Annotated in this window: 4 protein-coding genes; 3 read left to right on the top strand and 1 reads right to left on the bottom strand. The window is 61.3% G+C overall.

What is annotated here, in order from left to right:
• Positions 1–16: 16 nt before the first annotated feature.
• Positions 17–451 carry a homoprotocatechuate degradation operon regulator HpaR gene (gene hpaR / locus ACOTTU_RS24860; RefSeq protein WP_298922640.1) on the bottom strand — a complete coding sequence of 145 codons (435 nt, stop codon included), beginning with the start codon at positions 449–451 and terminating at the stop codon, positions 17–19.
• 110 nt (positions 452–561) lie between these two features.
• Here hpaR and ACOTTU_RS24855 point away from each other — a divergent pair, with 110 nt between their 5' ends.
• The 3 genes from ACOTTU_RS24855 to ACOTTU_RS24845 all read left to right on the top strand — a co-directional run.
• On the top strand, positions 562–951 hold the full coding sequence (locus ACOTTU_RS24855; protein WP_425662204.1) for a 5-carboxymethyl-2-hydroxymuconate Delta-isomerase: 390 nt from the start codon (positions 562–564) through the stop codon (positions 949–951).
• Positions 948–2,459, top strand: coding sequence for a 5-carboxymethyl-2-hydroxymuconate semialdehyde dehydrogenase (hpaE, locus tag ACOTTU_RS24850; protein WP_425662202.1), 1,512 nt, complete (start codon positions 948–950; stop codon positions 2,457–2,459). The genes ACOTTU_RS24855 and hpaE overlap by 4 nt, the downstream gene beginning before the upstream one ends.
• 13 nt (positions 2,460–2,472) lie before the next feature.
• The coding region (locus ACOTTU_RS24845) for a VOC family protein (RefSeq protein ID WP_366523357.1) at positions 2,473–2,606 on the top strand (134 nt) is incomplete at its 3' end.

The following is a 2,606-nucleotide window of genomic DNA, read 5'->3' as shown; positions in this document are numbered from 1 at the left end:
CTGCCACGTTTTTAGTTTAGGTTTTTGTTTTGAGTATTTTTTCGAGGAGGTTTAGGAGGGTTTCGTAGTTTTCGTTTCCGAGCGTTGTTTTGAAGTCCTCGATGATGCGGGTGGCTTCGTGGGTGTTGTCGTCGATGATTTTCTGGCCTTTGGGGGTGATCCGGACGAGCTGGCGGCGGCGGTCACTTTCGTCGCGGGTCTGGGTCAGCAGCTCTTTTTTGCGCAGGGTGTTGGCGATGCGGGTCAGGCTGGGGAACAGCAGGGCGGCGCGGGTGGCCAGGGTGCTTGTGTCCATCGGACCATGTTCGGCCAGCACGCGCAGGACGCGCCATTGCTGTTCGGTGATACCGGTTTCGCTGAGCATGTCGCGGATCGGGGCCATCACGGCTTCGCGGGCCCGGATCAGGGCGATGGGCAGCGAGCGGGAGGTTGACGGAAGGGGATCGGCCATGAGGTGGGTTCCGGTTTGCTGAAAGTCTCTGCCTGAGGTGCCAATTCAGTCTTGACAATACAAGCTTCATTTACTTAACTTAGCAAGTATTAATATGTTAAAGAAATGACATGCCACACATCCATATTGACTATTCAGCGAACCTCGAAAGGCTGCTCGACCCGGGGGCTTTATGCGAGGCGCTGCGTCGGGAGGCCGCCACCATCGAAGCCTTCCCGATGCCGGGCATTCGTGTCCGGGCGATCCGTGTGGACCATTATGCCATTGCCGACGGCGACCCCGCACACGGGTTTGTCGACATCCGTATCCGCATCAGGGAAGGGCGCCCTGCCGAGGTGAAAGAGGCCGCGCTGGCGCATCTGTTCGAGGCGGCGAGGCAGGTTCTTTGCGGGGCCATGGCGGAGCATTCCATAGCGCTTTCAGCGGAGCTGCGGGACATTGACGCGCAGTTGTCGCGCAAATGCGGCACGATACGGGATCACCTGGGAGGTGGGGCATGACGGTGCTTGATGACAATCTCGGCAAGCTTGCCACTTTCCTGGAACCTTTCCGCGACATTGGCATCAGGAACCGGATCGCGGGCCAGGACGTGGCGGGCAGCGAGGGCGTTTTCCAATCCACCTCCCCGGTCGACAAAAGCGTGATCTGCGATGTGGCGCGCGGGGGGGCGCAGGACATTGATGCCGCGGCCCGGGCGGCGGCGGATGCCTTTGCGGAGTGGCGCGACATGCCGGCGACCCGGCGCCGCGAGATCCTGCACGCCGTGGCGGATGCCATCGAGACGCGGGCCGAGGAAATTGCCCTGTGTGAATGCTGGGACACCGGGCAGGCGGTGCGTTTCATGTCCAAGGCCGCCCTGCGCGGGGCCGAGAACTTCCGCTACTTTGCCGATCAGGTTGTGCAGGCCCGCGACGGTCAACACCTCAGATCGCCGAGCTTGATGAATGTGACAACCCGCGTGCCCATTGGTCCGGTTGGGGTGATCACGCCGTGGAACACGCCTTTCATGCTGTCCACATGGAAGATCGCGCCGGCACTGGCGGCAGGGTGCACGGTTGTCCATAAACCCGCCGAAGCTTCCCCCCTGACGGCGCGTCTGCTGGTGGAGATTGCCGAGCAGGCAGGGCTGCCGCCGGGGGTGCTGAACACGGTGAACGGTTTTGGCGAGGAGGCGGGCAAGGCGCTCTGCGAACATCCGGCGATCAGGGCCATCGCCTTTGTCGGTGAAAGCCGCACGGGCAGTCTGATCACCAGACAGGGCGCTGATACGCTCAAGCGTAATCACCTTGAGCTGGGGGGCAAGAACCCGGTGATCGTCTTTGAGGATGCCGATCTGGACCGGGCGCTGGATGCGGTGATCTTCATGATTTATTCGATCAACGGTGAGCGCTGCACCTCCTCCTCGCGCCTGCTGGTGCAGGACAGCATCCGCGAGGCCTTTGAGGCAAAGCTGGCCGAGCGGGTCAACGCCATCAGGGTAGGCCATCCGCTTGATCCCGCAACAGAAGTGGGGCCCCTGATCAGCGAGGAGCATTACCGCAAGGTCACCAGCTACTTTGACATTGCCCGCGAAGACGGCGCAACTGTGGCCGCAGGGGGCGAAAAGATCGGGGAGGCGGGCTACTTCGTGCGCCCGACGCTCTTTACCAACGCCACCAACCAGATGCGCATCGCCCGGGAAGAGATATTCGGGCCGGTGCTGACCTCAATTCCGTTCTCGACCGAAGACGCGGCGTTGCAGATCGCCAATGACACGGCCTACGGTCTGACAGCCTATCTGTGGACCAATGACCTGACCCGCGCCCTGCGATTTACCGACAGGCTGGAGGCCGGCATGATCTGGGTCAATTCCGAGAATGTCCGCCACCTGCCGACACCGTTTGGCGGCGTCAAGGCCAGCGGCATCGGGCGCGACGGCGGCGATTGGAGCTTTGAATTCTACATGGAACAAAAACACATCGGCTTTGCCACCGGCGCGCATCAGATCCCGCGCCTCGGAGTGCAGTAAGGAGAAAACCCCCATGCCCGTACCAGCCCCCAACCTCTACCCAGACTTCAACACCATCCGCCTCTCACACCTGTGCCTGAACGTCACCAACCTCACCGCATCAAAAAACTTCTACTGCAATACTCTCGGTCTACAATGCACGGGGGA

Source organism: Roseobacter sp. EG26, from assembly GCF_049830555.1.
In the GTDB taxonomy this organism is placed as follows: domain Bacteria; phylum Pseudomonadota; class Alphaproteobacteria; order Rhodobacterales; family Rhodobacteraceae; genus Roseobacter.
The sequence above is the reverse complement of the archived record's forward strand: the minus strand, read 5'-3'. Positions and strand labels throughout refer to the sequence as shown.

Bases quoted from the DNA above. Each gene is read 5' to 3' on its own strand.
- hpaE (WP_425662202.1), top strand. From the start codon at position 948: ATGACGGTGCTTGATGACAATCTCGGCAAGCTTGCCACTTTCCTGGAA.
- hpaR (WP_298922640.1), bottom strand. From the start codon at position 451: ATGGCCGATCCCCTTCCGTCAACCTCCCGCTCGCTGCCCATCGCCCTG.
- ACOTTU_RS24855 (WP_425662204.1), top strand. From the start codon at position 562: ATGCCACACATCCATATTGACTATTCAGCGAACCTCGAAAGGCTGCTC.